The organism is Paraburkholderia azotifigens (assembly GCF_007995085.1).
Taxonomy (GTDB): domain Bacteria; phylum Pseudomonadota; class Gammaproteobacteria; order Burkholderiales; family Burkholderiaceae; genus Paraburkholderia; species Paraburkholderia azotifigens.
Genome location: NZ_VOQS01000001.1, coordinates 3,056,796 through 3,074,769 on the forward strand (window position 1 = coordinate 3,056,796; position 17,974 = coordinate 3,074,769).

Annotated in this window: 16 protein-coding genes; 11 read left to right on the forward strand and 5 right to left on the reverse strand. The window is 62.5% G+C overall.

The features are described 5' to 3' along the window. Window positions 1-34: 34 nt before the first annotated feature. Entirely contained in the window at window positions 35-1,027 is a 993-nt protein-coding gene (locus tag FRZ40_RS13710) for a polyprenyl synthetase family protein (RefSeq protein ID WP_147234391.1), read from the reverse strand. A gap of 238 nt (window positions 1,028-1,265) precedes the next feature. On the opposite strand from FRZ40_RS13710, the gene rplU reads away from it, so the two are divergent. From rplU to proB, 4 genes are all read left to right on the forward strand, one after another. After that, on the forward strand, window positions 1,266-1,577 hold the full coding sequence (gene rplU / locus FRZ40_RS13715) for a 50S ribosomal protein L21 (protein WP_007747161.1): 312 nt from the start codon (window positions 1,266-1,268) through the stop codon (window positions 1,575-1,577). A 24-nt stretch (window positions 1,578-1,601) separates the two neighbouring features. Then, a complete protein-coding gene (gene rpmA / locus FRZ40_RS13720; protein WP_028371762.1) occupies window positions 1,602-1,862 on the forward strand; it encodes a 50S ribosomal protein L27 in 261 nt (86 codons plus the stop codon). A 224-nt stretch (window positions 1,863-2,086) separates the two neighbouring features. After that, window positions 2,087-3,202: an Obg family GTPase CgtA gene (gene cgtA / locus FRZ40_RS13725; RefSeq protein WP_028371763.1), complete on the forward strand. Its 1,116-nt coding sequence runs from the start codon at window positions 2,087-2,089 to the stop codon at window positions 3,200-3,202. 76 nt (window positions 3,203-3,278) lie between these two features. Continuing rightward, complete coding sequence (proB, locus tag FRZ40_RS13730; protein ID WP_028371764.1) at window positions 3,279-4,397, forward strand: glutamate 5-kinase; 1,119 nt, start codon at window positions 3,279-3,281, stop codon at window positions 4,395-4,397. An 84-nt stretch (window positions 4,398-4,481) separates the two neighbouring features. Here the strand turns inward: proB and FRZ40_RS13735 are convergent, their stop codons facing one another. After that, the gene (locus FRZ40_RS13735; RefSeq protein ID WP_035545243.1) at window positions 4,482-5,081 is read right to left on the reverse strand and encodes a CNP1-like family protein; all 600 of its coding nucleotides are present in this window, start codon (window positions 5,079-5,081) and stop codon (window positions 4,482-4,484) included. Between the two features lie 75 nt (window positions 5,082-5,156). Then, a complete protein-coding gene (locus FRZ40_RS13740; RefSeq protein ID WP_028371766.1) occupies window positions 5,157-5,849 on the reverse strand; it encodes an RNA pyrophosphohydrolase in 693 nt (230 codons plus the stop codon). A 281-nt stretch (window positions 5,850-6,130) separates the two neighbouring features. Here FRZ40_RS13740 and FRZ40_RS13750 point away from each other — a divergent pair, with 281 nt between their 5' ends. Then, window positions 6,131-7,867, forward strand: coding sequence for a proline--tRNA ligase (locus tag FRZ40_RS13750; protein WP_147234392.1), 1,737 nt, complete (start codon window positions 6,131-6,133; stop codon window positions 7,865-7,867). Between the two features lie 12 nt (window positions 7,868-7,879). Continuing rightward, complete coding sequence (locus tag FRZ40_RS13755) at window positions 7,880-8,485, forward strand: MarC family protein (RefSeq protein ID WP_028371768.1); 606 nt, start codon at window positions 7,880-7,882, stop codon at window positions 8,483-8,485. 79 nt (window positions 8,486-8,564) lie between these two features. Here the strand turns inward: FRZ40_RS13755 and FRZ40_RS13760 are convergent, their stop codons facing one another. Both FRZ40_RS13760 and ffh read right to left on the reverse strand, forming a co-directional pair. After that, window positions 8,565-9,116 (reverse strand): hypoxanthine-guanine phosphoribosyltransferase, encoded by a 552-nt coding sequence (locus FRZ40_RS13760; RefSeq protein ID WP_147234393.1) that lies wholly within the window; start codon window positions 9,114-9,116, stop codon window positions 8,565-8,567. 148 nt (window positions 9,117-9,264) lie between these two features. Then, a complete protein-coding gene (gene ffh, locus FRZ40_RS13765; RefSeq protein ID WP_028371770.1) occupies window positions 9,265-10,632 on the reverse strand; it encodes a signal recognition particle protein in 1,368 nt (455 codons plus the stop codon). Between the two features lie 77 nt (window positions 10,633-10,709). Here ffh and FRZ40_RS13770 point away from each other — a divergent pair, with 77 nt between their 5' ends. From FRZ40_RS13770 to FRZ40_RS13790, 5 genes are all read left to right on the forward strand, one after another. Continuing rightward, on the forward strand, window positions 10,710-11,651 hold the full coding sequence (locus FRZ40_RS13770; protein ID WP_147234394.1) for a cytochrome C assembly family protein: 942 nt from the start codon (window positions 10,710-10,712) through the stop codon (window positions 11,649-11,651). Window positions 11,652-11,666: 15 nt separating this feature from the next. After that, window positions 11,667-11,999, forward strand: a complete 333-nt coding sequence (locus tag FRZ40_RS13775) for a PP0621 family protein (protein WP_147234395.1) — start codon at window positions 11,667-11,669, stop codon at window positions 11,997-11,999. Further along, a complete protein-coding gene (gene ampD / locus FRZ40_RS13780) occupies window positions 11,996-12,616 on the forward strand; it encodes a 1,6-anhydro-N-acetylmuramyl-L-alanine amidase AmpD (RefSeq protein ID WP_147234396.1) in 621 nt (206 codons plus the stop codon). The genes FRZ40_RS13775 and ampD overlap by 4 nt, the downstream gene beginning before the upstream one ends. Before the next feature lie 491 nt (window positions 12,617-13,107). Next, window positions 13,108-16,110: a ribonucleoside-diphosphate reductase subunit alpha gene (locus tag FRZ40_RS13785; RefSeq protein ID WP_147234397.1), complete on the forward strand. Its 3,003-nt coding sequence runs from the start codon at window positions 13,108-13,110 to the stop codon at window positions 16,108-16,110. Between the two features lie 589 nt (window positions 16,111-16,699). Further along, window positions 16,700-17,923 carry a ribonucleotide-diphosphate reductase subunit beta gene (locus FRZ40_RS13790; protein ID WP_147234398.1) on the forward strand — a complete coding sequence of 408 codons (1,224 nt, stop codon included), beginning with the start codon at window positions 16,700-16,702 and terminating at the stop codon, window positions 17,921-17,923. Window positions 17,924-17,974 lie beyond the last annotated feature (51 nt).

Genomic DNA, 17,974 nt, shown 5'->3' on the forward strand with positions numbered 1-17,974 from the left:
CTCGACTCGGACTAATCCGGTGATTCAGTCTCGTTTAAGACTGTCTCGTCGTCGAGTAAGAACATAATTCTAGCAGGCTTTCTTTGTAAATGGAACTGGGAAACGAAGAAATTGCCGCTGCCGCTGCCTGCGCTTCCTGCTTTGCGCATTCGAGCGTGTGGTCAAGGGCGCCAGAACGTGTAATCGCCTCGAAAATCTCATCGAAACGGTCCGTGCCGCCTTGCTCGATGGCCTCGCGTGCGAGCGCCGACTGCTCAGGCGTGCCGCGCTCGATCAGATAGATGAGCGGCAACGTCGGCTTGCCTTCGCGCAGATCGTCGCCGGCGTTCTTGCCCATCGATTCCGGCGTGCCCGTGTAGTCGAGCCAGTCGTCCATGATCTGGAAGGCCGTTCCGATACGGCGGCCGAATTCTGCCGCTGCCGCTTCCGTGGTTGCGTCGGCGCCCGACAGCACCGCGCCCAGTTGGGCGGCCGCTTCGAACAGCTTGGCCGTTTTGTAGCGGATGACCTGCATGTAACGCGCTTCGTCGACGTCGGCGTCATGCATGTTGAGCAGTTGCAGCACCTCGCCTTCGGAAATGATGTTGGTCGCTTCCGAAAGAATCTCCATCACGCGCATCTTGCCCACGCCGACCATCATCTGGAACGAGCGCGAGTACAGAAAGTCGCCGACCAGCACACTGGCCGCGTTCCCGAACAGCGCATTCGCCGTCTGACGGCCGCGCCGCAGATCGGATTCGTCGACGACGTCGTCGTGCAGCAGCGTGGCCGTATGGATGAACTCGACGACGGCCGCCAGCTCGTGCCGATGCCCCGTCCTGTCGCCGAGCGCGCCCGCTACGAGCAGAAGCAGCGCGGGCCGCAGCCTCTTGCCTCCGGCACTGATGATGTACTCGGAGATCTGGTTGATCAGCATCACCTCGGACGCCAGACGGTGCCGGATGACGCGATTCACCTGCTGCATGTCTTCGGTGATCGGAGCGAGCAGATTGGCTGCGTTGGGGGTTGGGGTGGCGGTTGACGACATGGTGGCGAATTCGGGTAGTGCCGCGAATTATAAGGCGAACTGCGGTATTTCCGCGCCGTACACCAATTGTTCATGGCAGTTTTGGCCTGTTTCGGCATGGTTGCACAGGCTTTGTTGCGTGCGGGACGGCCCCGTGCGGTCGTTGTCAACTGTTTTTGACCGCGAAGCTAACTCTATGTATAATCGAAGGTTTCCGCGCGTGGTGCGTCGGGAAAATGAATTTAGAGTGAGGTTTTCAATGTACGCGGTCATAAAAACCGGCGGCAAGCAGTACAAAGTTGCTGTCGGCGAAAAACTTAAAGTAGAACAGATACCGGCAGACATTGACGCTGAAATCACGCTCGACCAGGTTCTCGCAGTGGGCGAAGGCGAATCGATTAAGTTCGGTACGCCGCTGGTCAGTGGGGCTTCCGTCAAGGCTACCGTCGTGTCCCAAGGTCGTCACAAGAAAGTGACTATCTTCAAGATGCGTCGCCGGAAGCACTACCAAAAGCATGGCGGCCACCGCCAGAACTACACCGAACTGCGCATCGACGCCATCAACGCGTAAGCGCATCGGGCAAGGAGTAATCACATGGCACACAAAAAGGCAGGCGGCTCTTCCCGGAACGGCCGCGACTCCGAGTCGAAGCGTCTCGGCGTGAAAGTGTATGGCGGTCAGGCAATCCTGGCGGGCGGCATCATCGTGCGTCAACGCGGCACGCGTATGCACCCGGGCGAAAACGTCGGCATCGGCAAGGATCACACCTTGTTCGCGCTGACGGACGGCCACGTCAAGTTCACGACGAAGGGCGCCGACAAGAAGCACATGGTCAACGTCGTCCCGGCTGTCTGAGAATAATCAGGCACGGGCTTCAGGACCGGAAAAAGGCCCCGCGAAGTTTGCGGGGCCTTTTTGTTTGCGGGTTTCATTCGCGGCGACGCATTCGCCGAACCTGCAACGTCGCGGCGAGACGTTGTCGCGACTGGACAAGAATCAACGTCAATCTGGCCTGTCGGCCAATGGTGCGCGCGCGTTGCGCGCGGCAAAATAGCAATACACACGGGACGGAGTAACGCATGAAGTTCATTGACGAAGCGAGGATCGAAGTCATCGCCGGCGACGGAGGAGATGGCAGCGCGTCGATGCGCCGCGAGAAATTCGTCCCGTTCGGCGGTCCGGACGGCGGCGACGGCGGCCGCGGCGGCAGTGTCTACGCAGTCGCAGACCGCAATATCAATACGCTGATCGATTACCGCTACTCAAAAAAGCATCAGGCTCGCAACGGCGAAAACGGTCGTGGCTCGGACTGCTATGGCAAGGGCGGCGATGACATCACGCTGCGCATGCCTGTCGGCACGATCATCACGGACATGGACACGGGCGAGCTGATCGCCGACCTCACCGAGCACAATCAGACCGTGCGCGTCGCGCAGGGCGGGGCAGGCGGTCTCGGCAATCTGCACTTCAAATCCAGTACGAATCGCGCGCCGCGCCAGAAGACGGACGGCAAGCCGGGCGAGCGCCGCATGGTGCGCCTCGAGCTTAAAGTGCTCGCGGACGTCGGTTTGCTCGGCATGCCGAACGCTGGCAAGTCGACGTTCATCTCGTCGGTGTCGAACGCGAAGCCGAAGATCGCCGACTATCCGTTCACGACGCTCGCACCGAATCTCGGTGTGGTGCGCGTCGGGCCAAGCCGCAGCTTCGTGATCGCCGACATTCCGGGGCTGATCGAAGGGGCGGCGGAAGGCGCGGGCCTCGGTCACCAGTTTCTGCGTCATTTGCAGCGCACGGGCCTGCTGCTGCATATCGTCGATCTCGCTCCGTTCGACGAGTCCGTCAATCCCGTCGCGGAAGCGAAGGCGATTGTCAACGAACTGCGCAAGTACGACGAGCTGCTGTTCAACAAGCCGCGCTGGCTCGTGCTGAACAAGCTCGACATGGTGCCCGAAGAAGAGCGCGAGGCGCGCGTGGCTGCGTTCCTGAAGGACTTCGAATGGGACGGCCCGGTCTTCGAGATTTCGGCGCTCACCGGCCAGGGCTGCGAGAACCTCTGCTACGCGGTATACGACCACCTTGCAGAGCATTCGGATGCGCAGCGCGCGGCGGAAGCCGAAGACCTCGCCGCTGACGTGCGTTTCCGCGAGCAGCAGCAAGGCGGTGACGCGAGCGCCCCTGTCGGGCCGCAGGAGTAAGCAGGAGCTGTAACCTGGATGCCGGCGCACTCCCAGCATGCGCCGGCCTGACGAATCATCTTGGAGACCGCGCACAATGCGTTCCGTTATCGCAGATTCGAGGCGATTGGTCGTGAAAGTCGGTTCCAGCCTGGTCACGAATGACGGGCGTGGACTCGATCACACGGCAATTGGCCGCTGGGCCGCGCAGATTGCCGCACTGCGCGAGCAGGGCAAAGAAGTCGTGCTCGTCAGTTCGGGCGCCATTGCCGAAGGTATGCAGCGTCTTGGCTGGACGAAGCGCCCGCGTGAAATCGACGAGTTGCAGGCGGCCGCAGCCGTCGGGCAGATGGGACTTGCACAGGTCTATGAGAGCCGCTTCGCCGAGCATTCCATCCGTACCGCGCAGATTCTGCTCACGCACGCCGATCTGGCCGATCGCGAACGCTATCTGAACGCGCGGTCCACGCTGCTGACGCTGCTTCGCCTCGGCGTGGTACCGATCATCAACGAGAACGACACCGTCGTCACCGACGAAATCAAGTTCGGCGACAACGATACGCTGGGTGCGCTGGTCGCGAACCTGATCGAAGGCGATGCGCTGATCATCCTGACGGACCAGCAAGGTCTCTTCACCGCCGATCCGCGCAAGGATCCCGCCGCGACGCTCGTCCAGCAGGCCGACGCCGGCACGCCCGAACTCGAGGCAATGGCGGGCGGCGCTGGCTCGAGCATCGGTCGCGGCGGCATGCTGACGAAAATTCTCGCGGCGAAGCGTGCGGCGCATAGCGGAGCGAACACGGTGATCGCGAGCGGCCGGGAGGCGGACGTGCTGGCGCGGCTGGCATCGGGCGAGGCGATCGGCACGCAACTGATCGCGCGCACAGCACGCATGGCCGCACGCAAGCAGTGGATGGCGGATCACCTGCAGGTGCGCGGGCATGTGGTGATCGACGACGGCGCCGTCGAAAAGCTCACGGCAGGGGGCAAGAGTCTGCTGCCGATCGGTGTGGTCGGCGTGCAGGGCGCATTTGCGCGCGGCGAGGTGATCGCGTGTCTGAATGCGTCGGGGCGCGAGGTCGCACGCGGGCTGACCAACTACAGCAGCGCGGAGACGAAGCTGATCCAACGTCGTCCGAGCGGCGAGATCGAATCGGTGTTGGGTTACATGCTCGAACCTGAGCTGATCCACCGGGACAACCTGGTGCTCGTCTGAAGACGACTTCCAAAAATCAAAAAGCCGTCCCATCGAATGATGGGGCGGCTTTCTTGTTGCGCCTGCATCGCGCGACGTTTCGGTTCAGCCACCGCCGCCGCCGCCGCGAATTAGCGTGCTGTTCGCGCGCCTGTATTTGAGGTTGTTCACGATCACATCCGCCTTGCCGACGGGCAACTTGCTTGTGCAGAAGTAATCCTGATAGAGCGCAGCGTGATACGCGTTCAGATCGCCGTTCTCGATGCGCGTCCATTCGTTTTCGACTGTGCGGTCCCAGCCGTCGTGGTCGGCGTTGAGACCCGCATATAGCTTCCACGAGTAGTCTTCGCAGCGAATGCCTTCGTAATTCACGTTACGCGCGCCGCTCGGGCTCGTGATCACCACCGTGTAGCGCACCACGCCGTCGCTATCGACGGTCAGCGATTTAGCATCGACTGCGAACTGGAGCGGCGTATTCTGCGATACCGAGAACGGCAGCAGATTCGCCGGCTGCGGCATGGGAGGGAGCGTATCGACTTTCTTTTCGGTCCACGTCGACGGCCGGTCGAACAGATACTGAAAGTCGCTCTTGGGTCCGTCGGATGCGGACGTATTGGACGCATTGGTCGAACTCTTGGTGCTCGAACAGCCAGCCAGCAGAACGCCCGCGGCGATGCACGCCACGGCGAAAGCAGATACTTTCAATGTGATTTCCTCGAAACGCCGGTGCAGCGTGTCTCACGCCGCACCGGCAGATGCGGCGTGGACAGCCGCTTTGCGTCAGTCGCGCAGTCCCGGAGCCTGAACGGCCGGGTCTTCCGTCGACGAACAGTCCGACCCGATTGTCGCACGCAGCGTTGTCTCGACTGCAATTGTCGCGGTGACGGTCGTCACCGTCGCAGACGCCATCGACGCGCCAGGCGGCGCATTCACCGACGACGCCATCCGCGGATAGCGCTGCCCGTGATGATGTCCACCGGGCCGTTCCGTGCGCGGCGCAGGCCGCCGCAGGAAGCGGGACAATTCCGTTAACGCCAGCTGATACACATCCCGCTTGAACTCGATCACACAGTCGAGCGGCACCCAGTACTCGTTCCAGCGCCAGGCATCGAACTCAGGGTGGTCGGTCGCGCGCAGACATATGTCGCAATCGCGTCCAACCATCCGGAGCAAGAACCAGATCTGCTTCTGGCCGCGGTAATGGCCGCGGACCTCACGCTTGATGAACTTGTCAGGCACCTCGTAACGCAACCAGTCGCGCGTGCGACCGATAACCTTGACGTGCTCCGGAAGCAGGCCGGTCTCTTCGTGCAACTCCCGATACATCGCCTGCACAGGGGTCTCACCATACTTGATGCCCCCTTGCGGAAACTGCCAGGAATGTTCACGGAGCCGCTTGCCCCAAAACACCTCGTTGTGAGCGTTCAAGAGGATGATGCCGACGTTCGGGCGAAAGCCTTCACGATCCAGCATACAACCACCTTCGAATCCTTTAAAATTGCTTTGATTATAAACAGATAACGGGTCTGACGCACCGCCTCGCACCAGATTGGCGCGATTGTCCGTAACAAGCCGCATCCGTCGCCGCGAAAGCCTCTTTCCGGCACTTTTGGAGCGTCGTCGGACAAGTGCCCCGCACATGCGACAATCGCTGTTCGACGTGCGCCGGCATGGCCCGGCGCTCAGGTGCGCGAACCTATCGTTTTACCCTTTCGGGCGGCCCCTTTTGGTCCGCCGCTTTTGGAAAATTCTGAATGAAAGCCTCCCGTTTCTTTATTGGCACCCTGAAGGAAGCGCCCGCCGACGCGGAAATCGTCAGTCACAAGCTCATGGTGCGTGCCGGCATGATCCGGCGCGTGGCTGGCGGCATCTACAACTACCTGCCAATTGGCCTGCGTTCGATCCGCAAGGTGGAAGCGATCGTGCGCGAGGAAATGAACCGGGCAGGCGCGATCGAACTGCTGATGCCGGCTGTGCAGCCGGCAGAACTGTGGCAGGAATCGGGCCGCTGGGAAAAATACGGTCCCGAACTGCTGCGCTTCAAGGATCGCAAGCAGACCGACTTCGTGATCGGACCGACGCACGAAGAAGTCGTGACGGACATCGCGCGTGGCCAGATCAAGAGCTACCGTCAGCTGCCCGTGAACTTCTATCAGGTGCAGACGAAGTTCCGCGACGAAATCCGTCCGCGTTTCGGCGTGATGCGTGGCCGCGAGTTCATCATGAAAGACGCGTATTCGTTCGATAAGGACATGGACGGCCTGCGCGAGTCGTATCGCAAGATGTACGACGCGTACGTGCGCATCTTTACGCGCCTCGGTCTGGACTTCCGCGCGGTCGCGGCGGACAACGGCTCGATCGGCGGCAGTGGCTCGCATGAGTTCCACGTGATCGCCGATACGGGCGAGGACGACATCGCGTATTGCCCGACCTCGGACTTCGCGTCGAACGTCGAAGCGGCTGAAGCGCTGCCGCTGATCGCCGAACGCGCCGCGCCGAAGGAAGAGCTCAGGAAGACGCCGACGCCGGGCAAGGCGAAGTGCGAAGCCGTCGCCGAGCACCTGAACATTCCGCTCGAAAAGACCATCAAGTCGATCATCCTCGCCACGGAAAACGAAGGCGCGGAGCCGACCATCTGGTTGCTGATGCTGCGTGGCGACCACGATCTGAATGAGATCAAGGTCAACAAGCTGCCCGGTCTCAGCGAATTCCGTATGGCGACGGAAGAAGAAATCGTCGAGTGGTTCGGCACGCCGCCGGGCTACCTCGGTCCGTTGAACACGAAGAAGCCGGTCAAGGTGATCGCGGACCGCACGGTCGCGAACATGAGCGACTTCGTGGTCGGCACGAACGAAGTCGACTTCCACACGACGGGCGTCAACTGGGGCCGCGATCTGCCTGAACCCGTCGTCGCGGATATCCGCAACGTGAAGAAGGGCGATCCGTCGCCTGACGGCAAGGGCGTGATCGACATCTGCCGCGGTATCGAAGTCGGCCATGTGTTCCAGCTCGGCACCAAGTATTCGGAAGCGATGAATGCGACGTTCCTCGACGAGTCGGGCAAGCCGCAGCCGATGCAGATGGGCTGCTATGGCATCGGCGTCACGCGTATTCTCGGCGCGGCGATCGAGCAGAACTTCGACGACAAGGGCATCATCTGGCCGGAATCGATTGCGCCGTTCGAAGTCGTGCTGTGCCCGATGGGCTACGACCGCAGCGACGCCGTGCGTGAGCAGGCGGACAAGCTGCACGACGAACTGACGGCAGCGGGCATCGACGTGATTCTCGACGATCGCGGCGAGCGTCCGGGCGTGATGTTCGCCGACTGGGAACTGATCGGCGTGCCGCATCGTCTGGTGATCGGCGACCGTGGCCTGAAGGACGGCAAGATCGAGTATCAGGGCCGCCGCGATACGGAAGCCACGCTGTTGCCCGTCGAAGGCGCGGCGCAGGCGGTGATCGACAAGGTCAAGGCAGCGCTCGCGCGCTGATGGGGGCGGACGGTGGAGTACAACTTCCTGTCCGCGACCATCCTGCTGATTCTCATCACTGATCCACTCGGCAACATCCCGCTCTTCATCAACTGCCTGCGGGGTGTTGCGCCTCACCGGCGCATTCGCGTGATTCTTCGCGAAGTCGCCATCGCGTTCGTGATCCTGCTGATCTTCATGCTCGTCGGCGACCGCTTTCTGCGGATGATGAGCCTGACGGATCTGTCACTGCGGATCGGAGGCGGCATCGTGCTGTTCCTGATCGCGCTGCGGATGATCTTTCCACATCCGGACGGCCCGTTCGGCGCCGACACGCGCGCTGCCGAACCGCTGATCGTGCCGCTCGCGATTCCCGCGCTCGCCGGTCCGTCCGCGCTCGCCACGGTGATGCTGCTGACATCGCAGGCGCCGAACAAGATGTTCGAATGGGTCGCGGCGCTGACAGTGACGATGATCGTGTGCGCAATCGTGCTGGTGATGGCGGAGCGCATTCAGCAGTGGCTCGGCGAGCGCACCGTGATGGCCTTCGAGCGCTTGATGGGGCTCGTGCTCGTTGCGATTTCGGTGGAGATGATGCTCGGTGGGATTCGCACTTTCGTGCATCAGCTCGAGAAATGAGCGTGGCCGTCGAGGCAATAAAAAAGCGACCCGCGGGTCGCTTTTTTATTTGCAGCTTTTCAGCAGCGTCGCCTGAAAATCACGCGCTTTCAGTCAGTGCGCGGATAGTCGGCAGATTGCGCCAATATCCCTTCGCATCCATACCGCAGCCAAACACATAACGATCGGGCACTTCGAAACCGCAGAAGTCCGGACGCAGCGGCTTTGCCTTCGGAATGATCTTCTCGCACAGCACCGCGCTCATGAAGCGCTTTGCCCCCATGTCCATGATGCGGTCGCGGATCGCGGCCATCGTCTCGCCTTCGTCGAGGATGTCGTCGAGCACGAGCACTACGCGGTCCTTCACAGAACCCGACGGCGCGACGCGCCACTGCATCTCCGCGCTGCCCTTGATCGCGTTGCGATAGCGGGTGAGGTGGATGTAGTCGAACTCGAGCGGGAAATCGAGGTGCGGCAGGAGCATGCCCGTGAACACCGCCGCGCCGCCCATCACCGACAGCACGAGCGGGAATTCGTCGGCCATCTCCGCGCGAATGGCGCCGGCCATGCGGCCGATGGAGGCGTTGACGTCGCTGGCCGAAACGATTTCTTCGGAGTGACTGAAAATGTGGAGAGCTTCTTCGCGATTCATGACGTCCGGCGGGCGGTAACTGTATACATAGTGTGAGAGACAACGACCTGGCGCGCTACAGCAAATACCCGCGCCTCGATCCGGCATGCGCGCCGGGTCGCGATGGCCGCCGCGCCCCGACAAACGGGCGCGCGACGGCCGTAGAACATCAGCGCATGCCAGGCATCATGCCCTTCATGCCGCGCATCATCTTCTGCAGATTGCCGCCCTTGAGCTTCTTCATCATCGTGCGCATCTGCTCATACTGATTCAGCAGGCGGTTGACTTCCTGCACCTGCACGCCCGCGCCCGCGGCAATACGGCGCTTGCGCGTCGCCTTGATGAGCTCGGGCTTTGCGCGCTCGGCGGCCGTCATCGAATTGATGATCCCTTCCATGCGGCGCATCTGCTTTTCGGCCTGGCCCATGTCGGCATTCGACGCGGCCTGCTGGAACTGCGCGGGCAACTTGTCCATCAGCGACGACAGGCCGCCCATCTTCTTCATCTGTGAAAGCTGCGCGCGGAAATCGTTCAGATCGAAATCGCCGCCTTTCTTCACCTTGTCGGCGAGCTTCTGCGCGGCCTGAACGTCGACGCCGCGCTGCGCTTCCTCGACCAGCGCCAGAATGTCGCCCATGCCGAGAATCCGGTTCGCCATGCGGTCCGGATAGAAGATTTCGAGGCCGTCGAGTTTTTCCGCGACGCCGACGAATTTGATCGGCTTGCCCGTCACGTGACGCACGGACAGCGCCGCACCGCCGCGCGAATCGCCGTCGAGCTTGGTCAGCACGACGCCCGTGAGCGGCAGCGTGTCGTTGAACGCCTTCGCGGTGTTCACGGCGTCCTGACCGAGCATCGCGTCGACGACGAACAGCGTTTCCGCCGGGTTCAATTCCTTATGCAGCGCGGCGATCTCGTTCATCATCGCCTCGTCGATACCGAGACGGCCGGCCGTGTCGACGAGCAGCACATCGTGATAGTGACGCTTGGCCCAGTCGACGGCGGCGCGCGCGATATCGACCGGCTTCTGGTCCGGCTGTGACGGGAAGAAATCGGCACCGACCTGTTCGGTCACCGTCTTCAGCTGCGCGATAGCGGCGGGGCGATACACGTCGCACGACACCGTCAGCACCTTCTTCTTGTACTTTTCGCGCAGCAGTTTCGCGAGCTTGCCGACCGTGGTCGTCTTGCCCGCGCCCTGCAGACCGGCCATCAGGATGATGGCAGGCGGTGTGACGGCGAGATTCAGCTCGGCGGCCTTGCCTTCGTAGTCGCCGCCGATCACGGCCGTCAGCTCGCGCTGCACGACGCCGACGAGCGCCTGGCCCGGCGACAGGCTGCCGATCACTTCCTCGCCGAGCGCCTTTTCCTTCACCTTCGCGATGAAGTCGCGCACGACGGGCAGCGCCACGTCCGCTTCGAGGAGCGCGAGGCGCACTTCGCGCAGCATCTCCTGGGTGTTCGCCTCGGTGAGCCGGGCTTCGCCGCGCAGCGTCTTGACGACGCGCGCCATCCGTTGAGTGAGGTTGTCGAGCATGGGGCGATGAGCAGTGCGGCCGTCCCGTCGCAGCGCGAGAGCGGCGGACTTTGGAGGGCCTGGTGTAAACTTCCGATATGGATATTGTACTGTATGCCCTCACTGCGCTCCTGTACGGCGGACTCGCCGTCGCGGGCTGGCGCGCGCATCGGCAGGCGGCCGCCGCGCCGGTGCTCGAGAGCGTGCCGCCGCTTTCTGCCGCTGCGCCTCTGCCTGTGGGCGGCCGAGGCCTGGCGGGCGCGTCCGCCAGCATGTCGATGACGACCCGCGTCGTGTTGCTCGCTGCGCTGCTCGCGCACGGCGTGCTGCTGCACACCACCATTTTTCCGCACGACGCGATGGTGTTCGGCTTCGCGTTCGCGCTGTCCGCGATGTTCTGGCTCGGCGCGGGCATCTACTGGATCGAGAGCTTCTTTTTTCCGCTCGACGGCCTGCGTCTGCTCGTTCTGCCGCTCGCGTGCATCGCGTCGCTGCTGCCGCTCGTGTTCAACGGCGTGCACGTGCTGTCGTATGCTGCCGATCCTCTTTTCAAACTGCACTTCCTGATCGCGAACATTGCCTACGGGCTTTTCGTGATCGCCGCGCTGCACGCCGTGCTGATGCTGCTCGTCGAACGGCGGCTGCACGCGATGCGCGGCGGCGCGCTCGCGCGTCAAAGCGCCGCTGCAGGCAACGGCTGGCTGTCGAGTTGGCTCGACACGCTGCCGCCGCTGCTCACGCTCGAGACGCTGCTGTTCCGTCTGATCGGCGCGGGCTTCGTGCTGCTCACGCTCACGCTGGTGTCGGGCATCCTGTTCAACGAACAGCTCCTCGACCGTGCTCTGCAACTCGATCACAAGACCGTGTTCGCGCTGCTGTCGTGGGTGATGTTCGGCGCGCTGCTGACGGCGCGCAAGGTGTCGGGATGGCGCGGACGCGCCGCATTGCGCTGGGTGCTGGCGTCGTTCGCCGCGCTGCTGCTCGCGTATGTCGGCAGCCGTTTCGTTTTCGAGGTGCTGTTGCACCGTCCTGTAGTCTGAGTTGGTCTGAGCATCATGCGACAAATTTTTCTGCTGATTCTGTTGTTCATCGTCGGCCAATGGCTGGTGAAGGCGCTGCGCCGCGCGGAAGCATCGCGCACGGCGCGCACGGGCGCGAGCGGTGACGCCGGCGCGAACGCGCGCACGGGTGCACGAGCCAACGGTCAGGCGAACGGCAGCGCAACAGGCACGAGCGCGGCCCAGCTCGCCGAGCCGATGATCCGCTGCGCGGAATGCGGCGTGCATGCGCCCAGGAGCGACTCCGTGCTCGTGGCGGGGCAGGCCTTCTGTTCGCACGATCACGCGAAGCGTTACGCCGCCCGCCCAACGGGCCGCGACGCGCGATGACGGCACACGTGCCCGCGCGTTTCACCGTCGCTGCAAACGGCTGGGTCAACGAGGCGCGCAAGCTGCCTTCGCCGAATTTCGAGGTGCGCCCGGACGGCGCGCGTCCCACGCTGATCGTCGTTCACAACATCAGTTTGCCGCCGAACGAATTCGGCGGCACGGGCATCGCCGATCTCTTCCTCAACCGCCTCGACTGCGATGCGCATCCGTACTACGACGCGCATCTGCGCGACGTGCGCGTGTCCGCGCATTTCGTGATCCATCGCGACGGTGCGCTCGAGCAGTACGTCTCGTGCGACGAGCGTGCGTGGCATGCGGGCGCGTCGAACTTCTTGGGCCGCGAGCGCTGCAACGACTTCTCGATCGGCATCGAACTCGAAGGCAGCGACGCGTCGCCATTCGAAGCCGCGCAATACGAGACGCTCGCGCCGCTCGTGCAGGCGCTCGCCGCGCACTACGCGATCGAAGCGCTCGCCGGTCACTCGGACATCGCGCCGGGCCGCAAGACCGATCCCGGGCCGCACTTCGACTGGCCGCGTCTTCAACGCGATACGGCGCTCGCCGATCCGTATTTCCCCTATCTGCATCCGTCGTCGCGCGCGCCGATAACGTCGTAAGCGCGCTACTTCCGCTCTGTACGATGCCGCACAGACAGCGCGCAGGCGCTGTGTCGGCCCGTCGGCGTTTTCTGACGCGGCCTATCCAAAAGTCAAGATCGTCAGACCAAATAAAAGAATTTGCGATGAGCGTTCAGTACACTATACTTCGTGCCGTTAATCAGTTTTTGCACAAGATGTAGTGTTTGTCAGGCGGCGCCCCGCTCCATGAGCATGGCGCCGTCAGCATTACCGGCACTCAAAAAACCTGATGCGGCGCAACCAGTTACGACAACGGGCGCGCCGACCAATTCGAAGAAAAGGGCGCAGCCAAGTGATCGCGACACGCACGACGTTGAAGTTCTCCCACGCGGATCTGTCGCATCCGGCCCGGCTGTTCCACGGTTCCCGCTGTCCCTCTTCTTCTCCTTCATCGCATGCGTCCGGGGTGGCGCAGCGGTTGTACTAATCCGCGGTAACTCCGCACTATTCCAAGACCAGGAGCTTTGCACATGCAAACCACCGACAACGTGACGACCCGGTTCGAAGGCGCACCCGCTGGCCGCCCCGAAGCGCTCGCACATGGCGCGCAAGCGCTCGCACCGCAGACGAACTACGCCGACTACAAGGTGATGCGTCGCAACGGCGGCGTGGTGTCGTTCGAGCCGTCGAAAATCGCCATCGCTGTGACGAAGGCGTTTCTGGCCGTCAACGGTGGTCAGGGCGCGGCATCGGCACGCGTTCGCGAACTGGTCGAGCAACTCACGCAGAATGTCGTGCGCGCGCTGGTGCGCAGCCGTCCGAACGGCGGCACGTTCCATATCGAAGACATTCAGGATCAGGTCGAACTCGCGCTGATGCGCACGGGCGAGCACAACGTCGCGCGCGCCTACGTGCTGTACCGCGAGAAGCGCACGCAGGAGCGCGGTCATGAGGCCGACGTGCCGGCAGGCGCATCGGGTCTGAACGTGACCGACAACGGCGTCACGCGTCCGCTCGACATGGCAGCACTGCGCGGCATCATCGAATCGGCTTGCGCGAACCTGGGCGATGCCGTCAACGCAGAGCCGATCGTCGCGGAAACGGTGAAGAACCTGTACGACGGCGTGCCGATGAGCCAGGTCTACGACTCGGCCATCCTCGCTGCGCGCACGATGATCGAGAAGGATCCGGCGTACAGCCAGGTCACGTCGCGCATCCTGCTGCACACGATCCGCCGCGAGATCCTCGAAGAAGAAGTCACGCAAGCCGAAATGGCCGGCCGCTATGCCGAGTACTTCCCGCTCTTCATCAAGCGCGGCGTCAACGCCGAGCTGCTCGACGACAAGCTGCTGCAGTTCGACCTGAAGCGTCTCGGCGCCGCGCTCGACGCGAACCGCGACCTGCAGTTCGGCTACCTCGGCCTGCAGACGCTGTATGACCGCTACTTCCTGCACGTCGACGGCACGCGCATCGAAATGCCCCAGGCATTCTTTATGCGTGTTGCGATGGGTCTGTCGCTGAACGAGATCGACCGCGAAGCGCGCGCGATCGAGTTCTACAACGTGCTGTCGAGCTTCGACTTCATGTCGTCGACGCCGACGCTGTTCAACTCGGGCACGCGCCGCTCGCAGCTGTCGTCATGCTATCTGACGACGGTCGACGACGACCTCGACGGCATCTACGAAGCGCTGAAGGAAAACGCGCTGCTGTCGAAGTTCGCCGGCGGTCTGGGCAACGACTGGACGCGCGTGCGCGCGCTCGGTTCGCACATCAAGGGCACCAACGGTAAGTCGCAAGGCGTCGTGCCGTTCCTGAAGGTGGTCAACGACACGGCCGTCGCCGTGAACCAGGGCGGCAAGCGCAAGGGCGCGGTGTGTGCGTACCTGGAATCGTGGCACCTCGACATCGAAGAATTCCTCGAACTGCGCAAGAACACGGGTGACGACCGTCGCCGTACGCACGACATGAACACGGCGAACTGGATTCCCGACCTGTTCATGAAGCGCGTGCTCGAAGGCGGCGACTGGACGCTGTTCTCGCCGTCCACCTGCCCGGACCTGCACGACAAGTTCGGCGCCGAGTTCGAAACGGCTTACACGGCCTATGAAGACAAGGTCGCGCGCGGCGAGATCAAGCTGTTCAAGAAAATTCCGGCGGCGCAACTGTGGCGCAAGATGCTGGGCATGCTGTTCGAAACGGGCCATCCGTGGATCACGTTCAAGGATCCGTGCAATGTGCGCTCGCCGCAACAGCACGTCGGTGTCGTCCACTCGTCGAACCTGTGCACGGAAATCACGCTGAACACGAGCGACACGGAAATCGCCGTCTGTAACCTCGGCTCGGTGAACCTCGTCGCGCACCTGAAGGAACAGGCCGACGGCACGCTCGCGCTCGACCACGACAAGCTGAAGCGCACCATCAGCGTTGCGATGCGCATGCTCGACAACGTGATCGACATCAACTACTACGCGGTCGCGAAGGCGCGTAACTCGAACCTGAAGCACCGCCCGGTGGGCATGGGCATCATGGGCTTCCAGGACTGCCTGCACGTGCTGCGCACGCCGTACGCATCGCAGGAAGCCGTCGAGTTCGCCGACCGTTCGATGGAAGCCGTCTGCTACTACGCCTACTGGGCATCGACGGAACTGGCGGAAGAGCGCGGCCGTTACTCGACGTACCGCGGCTCGCTGTGGGATCGCGGCATCCTCCCGCAAGACACGCTGAAGCTGCTCGCCGAAGCACGCGGCGGCTACGTCGAAGTGGATTCGAGCGAGTCGATGGACTGGTCGTCGCTGCGCTCGCGCATCGCGACGCACGGCATGCGCAACTCGAACTGCGTCGCGATCGCGCCGACGGCGACGATCTCGAACATCATCGGCGTGTCTGCATGTATCGAGCCGACGTTCCAGAACCTGTACGTGAAGTCGAACCTGTCGGGCGAATTCACGGTGGTGAACGACTACCTCGTGCGCGACCTGAAGGCGCGCGGCCTGTGGGACGAAGTGATGGTCGCCGACCTGAAGTACTTCGACGGCTCGCTGTCGCGCATCGACCGCGTGCCGGCCGACCTCCGCGCAATCTACGCGACGGCGTTCGAAGTCGACGCAACGTGGCTGGTCGAAGCGGCGTCGCGCCGTCAGAAGTGGATCGACCAGGCGCAGTCGCTCAACATCTATATGGCGGGCGCATCGGGCAAGAAGCTCGACGAGGTCTACAAGCTCGCATGGCTGCGCGGCCTGAAGACGACGTACTACCTGCGCACGATGGCCGCGACGCACGTCGAGAAGTCGACGGTCGCACACGGCGCGCTGAACGCGGTGCCGTCGGGCGACGGCGGTGCAGGTGGCGCAGCGGGTGGCTTCGGTGTCGGCGGCGGTGCAGCGTCGTCGGGCGTGACGGGCGGCTTCCAGGCATCGGCTGCCGCAGCAGCTGCGGTTCCCGCCGCTGTCGAAGCAGCGCCCGAAGCGGATGGTCCCGTGTGCATGATGCGTCCGGGCGATCCTGGCTTCGAAGAGTGCGAAGCCTGCCAGTAAAGCGGCGCTCACTAATAAGTAGTAGGTAGTCAGCCGCCGGCGCTCGCCGGCGGCAAGCAGCAGGCAAGCAGCAGACGAGCGGTGCCAGTCGAACGCATCGCTCTTCGCAGCACGAAGGCGCGGCTCTCGTTGCAGTCCTCGTTTCGGTCAGTGGTTCGGTGGGTTGAGAAGCACTCGACGCAGCGAGGAACATCACGTGCTACCCATCTCTTCGACGCGTGCGCGAAAACCCTGAACCTGAACGCGCACACACGATGAAGTCGGCGAGACAGCAAAGAAGTGACGATGCATCGCGCGTCCCGCTCGCTTCGCAAGACACACGCAACGCGCAGCGAAGCAGCAACGTTTCGAGTTCGGAACAACGCAGAAGCAACGCACGTGCATCACTGAAGCAACGCGCTTTCGATCGTGCATCGCGCTTCATCGACACACGTTTCGATCGACTCGCAACGCGTGACCTTCACACACTGATGAACAAAGTGTTGTATGTAGGTCGCAACGCGATTCGAAAACAGGATTTTTCATGAGCGGACCCTTTTAACGCTCGTGAAAAGATGGTACAAACCGATCTAAATTGATGGTGACATTTATGCTCAACTGGGATGACGAGATCACTGCCGTAACTCCCTCGAGTGCTTCGCAACAAAACGTGTTGCGCAACGCTGCGGGAACGGCTGTCGGTTCGCAAGTCGAAACGCGTTCCGCTCATCAGGCTCCCTCGGCTCAACAGGTGTTCGCGAACGACATCGCAATCGCTCCGCCTGCGCAAGCAATTGCACCGGCTGCCGCTTCCGAAGCTCGCGTGAATGTCGCCGACAAGCGCATCATCAACGGCCAGACTGACGTCAATCAGCTGGTGCCGTTCAAGTACAAGTGGGCGTGGGAAAAGTATCTGTCCGGTTGCGCGAACCACTGGATGCCGCAGGAAATCAACATGTCCCGCGACATCGCGCTCTGGAAAGACCCGAACGGGCTGACGGAAGACGAGCGCCGCGTCGTCAAGCGCAACCTCGGTTTCTTCGTGACGGCCGACTCGCTCGCGGCGAACAACATCGTCCTCGGCACGTACCGCCACATCACGGCGCCCGAATGCCGCCAGTTCCTGCTGCGCCAGGCGTTCGAAGAGGCGATCCACACGCACGCTTACCAGTACATCGTGGAGTCGCTCGGTCTCGACGAGGGCGAGATCTTCAACGCGTACCACGAAGTGCAGTCCATTCGTGACAAAGACGAATTCCTGATTCCGTTCATCCACACGCTGACCGACCCGGCCTTCAAGACGGGTACGCTCGAAGCAGACCAGAAGCTGCTCAAGTCGCTGATCGTGTTCGCGTGCGTGATGGAAGGCCTGTTCTTCTACGTCGGCTTCACCCAGATCCTGGCGCTCGGCCGCCAGAACAAGATGACGGGCGCCGCGGAACAGTACCAGTACATCCTGCGCGACGAGTCGATGCACTGCAACTTCGGCATCGACCTGATCAACCAGATCAAACTCGAAAACCCGCATCTGTGGACGCCGGAGTTCCGCGCGGAAATCCGCGAGATCTTCAAGCATGCGGTCGACCTCGAATATCGCTACGCAGAAGACACGATGCCGCGCGGGGTGCTCGGCCTCAATGCGTCGATGTTCAAGAGCTATCTGCGCTTCATCTGCAACCGCCGTTGCCAGCAGATCGGTCTCGATCCGCTGTTCCCGAACGAGGAAAACCCGTTCCCGTGGATGAGCGAGATGATCGACCTGAAGAAGGAGCGCAACTTCTTCGAGACTCGGGTTATCGAATATCAGACCGGCGGCGCGCTGTCCTGGGAATAACCCAACGCGTCGTGTATGTATTTGATGGGGTTGCCGCTGGCCGTGCCGCGG

What these genes read in the sequence shown, in the direction of transcription:
- FRZ40_RS13710 (WP_147234391.1), bottom strand. Translation starts at nt 1,027, where the DNA reads ATGTCGTCAACCGCCACCCCAACCCCCAACGCAGCCAATCTGCTCGCT.
- rplU (WP_007747161.1), top strand. Translation starts at nt 1,266, where the DNA reads ATGTACGCGGTCATAAAAACCGGCGGCAAGCAGTACAAAGTTGCTGTC.
- rpmA (WP_028371762.1), top strand. Translation starts at nt 1,602, where the DNA reads ATGGCACACAAAAAGGCAGGCGGCTCTTCCCGGAACGGCCGCGACTCC.
- cgtA (WP_028371763.1), top strand. Translation starts at nt 2,087, where the DNA reads ATGAAGTTCATTGACGAAGCGAGGATCGAAGTCATCGCCGGCGACGGA.
- proB (WP_028371764.1), top strand. Translation starts at nt 3,279, where the DNA reads ATGCGTTCCGTTATCGCAGATTCGAGGCGATTGGTCGTGAAAGTCGGT.
- FRZ40_RS13740 (WP_028371766.1), bottom strand. Translation starts at nt 5,849, where the DNA reads ATGCTGGATCGTGAAGGCTTTCGCCCGAACGTCGGCATCATCCTCTTG.
- FRZ40_RS13750 (WP_147234392.1), top strand. Translation starts at nt 6,131, where the DNA reads ATGAAAGCCTCCCGTTTCTTTATTGGCACCCTGAAGGAAGCGCCCGCC.
- FRZ40_RS13760 (WP_147234393.1), bottom strand. Translation starts at nt 9,116, where the DNA reads ATGAATCGCGAAGAAGCTCTCCACATTTTCAGTCACTCCGAAGAAATC.
- ffh (WP_028371770.1), bottom strand. Translation starts at nt 10,632, where the DNA reads ATGCTCGACAACCTCACTCAACGGATGGCGCGCGTCGTCAAGACGCTG.
- FRZ40_RS13770 (WP_147234394.1), top strand. Translation starts at nt 10,710, where the DNA reads ATGGATATTGTACTGTATGCCCTCACTGCGCTCCTGTACGGCGGACTC.
- FRZ40_RS13775 (WP_147234395.1), top strand. Translation starts at nt 11,667, where the DNA reads ATGCGACAAATTTTTCTGCTGATTCTGTTGTTCATCGTCGGCCAATGG.
- ampD (WP_147234396.1), top strand. Translation starts at nt 11,996, where the DNA reads ATGACGGCACACGTGCCCGCGCGTTTCACCGTCGCTGCAAACGGCTGG.
- FRZ40_RS13785 (WP_147234397.1), top strand. Translation starts at nt 13,108, where the DNA reads ATGCAAACCACCGACAACGTGACGACCCGGTTCGAAGGCGCACCCGCT.
- FRZ40_RS13790 (WP_147234398.1), top strand. Translation starts at nt 16,700, where the DNA reads ATGCTCAACTGGGATGACGAGATCACTGCCGTAACTCCCTCGAGTGCT.